Origin of the sequence: Dietzia sp. SLG310A2-38A2 (genome assembly GCF_014145095.1) — a bacterium.
In the GTDB taxonomy this organism is placed as follows: domain Bacteria; phylum Actinomycetota; class Actinomycetes; order Mycobacteriales; family Mycobacteriaceae; genus Dietzia.
This window is the reverse complement of the sequence record NZ_JAALDX010000401.1, coordinates 1-4,261: the sequence shown is the minus strand read 5'-3', so window position 1 is coordinate 4,261 and position 4,261 is coordinate 1. Positions and strand designations below refer to the sequence as shown.

4 protein-coding genes and 1 pseudogene are annotated in these 4,261 nt (G+C 71.4%); 1 reads left to right on the top strand and 4 read right to left on the bottom strand.

The features are described 5' to 3' along the window. A pseudogene (locus G6027_RS13800) lies at positions 1-307 on the bottom strand (HNH endonuclease); the annotation flags it as partial. Between the two features lie 236 nt (positions 308-543). Between G6027_RS13800 and G6027_RS18440 the strand changes: the two are divergent. Further along, complete coding sequence (locus G6027_RS18440; protein ID WP_206682494.1) at positions 544-1,233, top strand: phosphatase PAP2 family protein; 690 nt, start codon at positions 544-546, stop codon at positions 1,231-1,233. Here G6027_RS18440 and egtD read toward each other — a convergent pair. From egtD to G6027_RS13780, 3 genes are all read right to left on the bottom strand, one after another. Beyond that, a complete protein-coding gene (egtD, locus tag G6027_RS13790; RefSeq protein WP_182637665.1) occupies positions 1,230-2,213 on the bottom strand; it encodes an L-histidine N(alpha)-methyltransferase in 984 nt (327 codons plus the stop codon). The genes G6027_RS18440 and egtD overlap by 4 nt on opposite strands. After that, positions 2,210-3,568 (bottom strand): ergothioneine biosynthesis protein EgtB, encoded by a 1,359-nt coding sequence (gene egtB, locus G6027_RS13785; RefSeq protein WP_182637664.1) that lies wholly within the window; start codon positions 3,566-3,568, stop codon positions 2,210-2,212. Before egtB ends, egtD begins: the two co-directional genes overlap by 4 nt. Positions 3,569-3,681: 113 nt before the next feature. Next, positions 3,682-4,261, bottom strand: a 580-nt coding sequence (locus tag G6027_RS13780) for a methylated-DNA--[protein]-cysteine S-methyltransferase (RefSeq protein ID WP_241727127.1), incomplete at its 5' end; no start/stop codon positions are given.

Here is a 4,261-nt window from a genome sequence, read left to right as displayed (position 1 = left end):
TCCGCCCGTGTACGACGCCCCGGCCCAGACCCAGCTTCTCCCCGAGCAACGCGGCGACTCCCCCGGCGGAACGCCCCTTCTGGCGGTGCAGGCCCGCCAGTTCGGCAGTGGCGCGCGCTCCGGCGGCCTCCAGCCGGCGGGCCACGATCTCGACGCGTCCCACGGCGTCGACCAGCATGTCCGCGTCGTGATCCGACCAGTCGACCTGGCACAGGCTCTCCACGGAGGCCTCGAGAAACGCGAGAACGTCGGCCAGCGTCGCCGACTCCGACCCCTGCCCCGGCGCGTCCCACACTCCCTGCTCCATGACCCCGACTATAGAACACACGTACGACAACGAACCGGCGGCGCGAGCGCTCGCTGGTGGGCGACTCCGGTTCCTCGCGGGCTCGTGCGTCCACTCCGTAGGCTGGGTACTTCGCACCCGTCGGGCGACTCGGCCGGGCGACTCGGCCGGTCCGAGCACCGGTTCAGGACGGAACACAGGTAGCCCTCGACGACACGGGCTGGCGCACGATGGACCAGGGAGATGACGACCGGAGGATGACCGCCGATCAGGACAATCCGGACTCCGTGACCCCGCAGACCCCACAGGCCACGCAGACCCCGACACCGCTGTCCCGGGCGATCCTGCTGGCCGCGGCGATCTGGCTCGCGGGACTCATTCCCCTCACCCTTCTGGCCCGCACGCCCGACTGGAGCGTCCGGGTGTACGAACTGGCGGTGACCGACTCCTCCGTCCGGTGGGGAGACGTGCTGTCCGAGGCGAGCGTGCTCCTCCTGGTCGGCCTGCACGCCTCGGTCGGGGTGCACCTGCTGGTCTCACACCTCCGCGCGCGGACTCCCGGGTGGAGGCCGGTGGTCACGTATGCCGCCGGCGGATTGTCCGTGATCATGGCCCTCTGGCTGAATCTCGCACTCAAGGACGCCTACTCCAGGGTGCGCCCGTGCCATCTCCATGAGGTGAGCTCGATCTGTCCGGCCCCGGACAACTGGTCGTTCCCCAGCAGTCACACCGTGATCGCCTTCGCGATCACGGCCGCCCTGCTCGCGGTCAGACCCCTGCTGGCCTGGGTGGCAGTGCCTCTCGCCGTGGTCGGTGGCAGCGCCCGGGTACTCGCCGGTGACCACTATCCCCACGACGTCCTCGCCGGTGCGCTGCTGGGCACGACGCTGTGCCTCGGGGTCATCGTTCTCAGCGCGCTCCCGTCCCGCCGTCGGGACAGGGCCTAGTCGACGACGACGAGGGCCAGCCCGAAATCGCCGGCCGCATCGGTCCACACCGCCTGACCGCCGAATCCGTGCCCCGCGAGTTCGTCGATGAGCGCGTGGGGCTCGAACTTCCGGGCGATCTCGGTGCGGATCCCCTCCCCGGCGGCCAGCGTGCGCCCCCGCCCGAGCGTCGGGAAGTCGATCCGCACCTCGCGCACCGCACGCAACCACATCTCGATCCGGCTCTCCTCGGCGTTCCACACGGCCTCGTGCCGGAAGTCGCGGCGGTCGAGGCCCGTGCAGTCGACGGTCCGCGCGATCACGTCGAGCATGTTCAGGTTGAACTCGGCGGTGACACCGGCGGCGTCGTCGTACGCCGCGACCAGTCGATCCGGACTCTTGACCAGGTCGAATCCCACGGCCAGCTGATCCCCCGGCGCCATGATTCCGCGCAGCATCCGGAAGAACCCGTCGCGCTGCGACTCGCTGAAGTTGCCCACGGTGCCGCCGAGGAACAGCACCAGCCGCCCGCCCGGCTCACCCGGCAGCGGCCCCTCGAGGGCGGTGATGTCGCCGATGACCGGGTCGATCCGCAGGCCCGGATACTCCTGCTCGAGCGCGCGGGCGGTCTCGAAGAGCATCTCGGTGCTGATGTCCAAGGGCACGAATCGCGCATCCGAGCGTCCGGCCGCCAGCACGTCGAGCAGCACCCGCGTCTTCTCGCAGGTCCCGGCCCCGAGCTCGACCACCGTCGAGGCCGCGCCCACGATGTCGCCGGCGCGGGCCCGCAGGATCTCGGCCTCGGCCCGGGTGGGGTAGTACTCGGCCACCCTGGTGATCTGGTCGAATAGCAGACTGCCCTTCTCGTCGTAGAACCAGCGCGGTGGCAGGGTGGGCGGGTCGGCGAAGAACCCCTCGCGCAGGTCCGACTCCAGTGCGGCGGTGTCCGGGTCGGTGGTGGTCGTTGTGGTCGTCGTCGTCGGGTTCTCGGTGCCGGTCATCGGGCGAGCCTCAGTCCCGTGGCCGCCCACCGGGATGAGGCGGGGAAGAAGTTCCGGTAGGTGGGCCGCGTGTGGCCCGCCGGGGTGAGGGCGCTTCCACCGCGCAGGACGTGCTGGTCGGACATGAACTTGCCGTTGTACTCGCCGGCGGCGCCCTCCTCGGTGACGAACCCCGGGTAGGGCAGGTAGGCGCTGGCGGTCCATTCCCAGACTCCGCCGATCGTCCGATCCGTGACGGGCTGCGGGTGGCAGCGGTCGGGGTCGAGCTCGTCGCGGATCTCCCAGCCGGCGGAGGCGACCTCCCACTCGAACTCCGTGGGCAGGCGCGCGCCGGACCAGCGGGCGTAGGCGTCGGCCTCGTAGAAGGAGACGTGACAGACGGGTTCGGCATCCACGACCGGACGGCGGCCCGAGAGGGTGAAGGTGGTCCACTCGCCGTCGGAGGCAGGCGCCCCGGCGGTGCCCGCGGAGGCGTTCCCGGCGGCACCGTCCTCGCGCCGCCAGTACCCGGGCGCGTCCCAGCCCTCGGCCTGAACGGCGGCCCACCCGTCGGAGAGCCACAGTTCGGGGCGGGTGTACCCGCCGTCGGCCATGAACTCCTTCCAGTCGGCCACCGTGACCTGGCGGGTGGACACCTCGCCGCCGGGGATCCACACCCGGTGACGCGGGCGCTCGTTGTCGTAGGAGAAGCCGCCGGAGGACGACCCGTCGGGGGAGAGACCGGAGCCGTCGGCGGGGTCCGGGGCGCCGACCTGCGCGACCCCCTCGACGACGACGAGCCAGTCCGTCTCCCCCGGCGCCGCAGCGACCGGGTCCGCGGACCTGTGCACATAGACGGGGTCGGTCGGATTGTGCGAGAAGAGGTGCTTGGCGTCCATGAGCATCAGCTCCTGGTGCTGCTGCTCGTGGTGGCAGCCCAGCTCGAGCAACTCCAGCCCACGCTCGTCGACCCTGCCCGCCTCGAGCGCGGCCACCACCGCCTCGTCGACCCGGGCCCGGAAGTCGCCGATCTCCGCCACCGACGGGCGGGTGATGAGCCCGCGCTGGGGCCGGGGCTGTCGAGGGCCGACGGCCTCGTAGTAGGAGTTGAACAGGAACCGGAAGACCGGCTCGGGCGAGGAGTAACCCGGCAGCCGCCCCAGCACGAACTCCTCGAAGAACCACGTGGTGTGCGCCCGGTGCCAGGCCGCGGGGCTGGCGGCCGTCATCGACTGCGGGATCTGGTCCTCGGCGCTCAGGCGGGAGGCCAGGAGGTCGGTGAGCTCGCGGACGCGCGAGAAACTCTCGACCGTGGGCCGGGGGCTACACCCCGGAACCGTCTGTTGCCCCTCGGTGGTGACGTCTCCGACAGTCATGGGTTCCCCCCGGGTTCGTGGTCGGCGGTCGGACTGCCGCCAGACTAACCACGGGGTAGTTCGGTGCCCACCGTTGTCCGGATGCCCCAGACTTCTGTAAGCCACTGCTCCGACTAAGCGCCCCCGCTGCGGAACGGCACCGGCGCCGCGGCGGTGAGGTTGCGCCGCTCGTGCTCGAGGAGACGAAGGCGGTACTCGGGACAGTTGCCCATCCCGCCGTCGGCGCGGATGACCCGGTGCACCGGGATGACGAACGGCACCGGCACGAGGGTGCACAACCGCCCCACCCGGCGGGCATTTCTCGGCCAGCCCGCGTCCACGCTGACCTGCCCGTAGGTCGAGGTCTCCCCGTACGGGATGTGCTGGATCTCGCGGTAGGCCTCGCGGGAGAACTCGTCGTGCACGCCGGCGACCTCCCAGTCCACGGGGACGTCGAACTCACGCAGCCGGCCGGCGCAGTAGGCCTCGAGCTGTTCCGCCACCCGGTCGAGATGCTCAGTAGCCGCGCCGGGCTGGGCACCGCGCACTTCGTCGTCGTCGGATGGTCCGGCGGCGAACCACGACGCGACGTCCTGGTCCACGCCAGTCAGGTCCGGCCCCACCTGGTCCAGGCGCGCCAGGCCTCGCGGGGTGGCCTCGGCGATCATCCGGCCGGCGGCCGTGTCGAGGACCCGCACGGCCCTACCGGCGGTC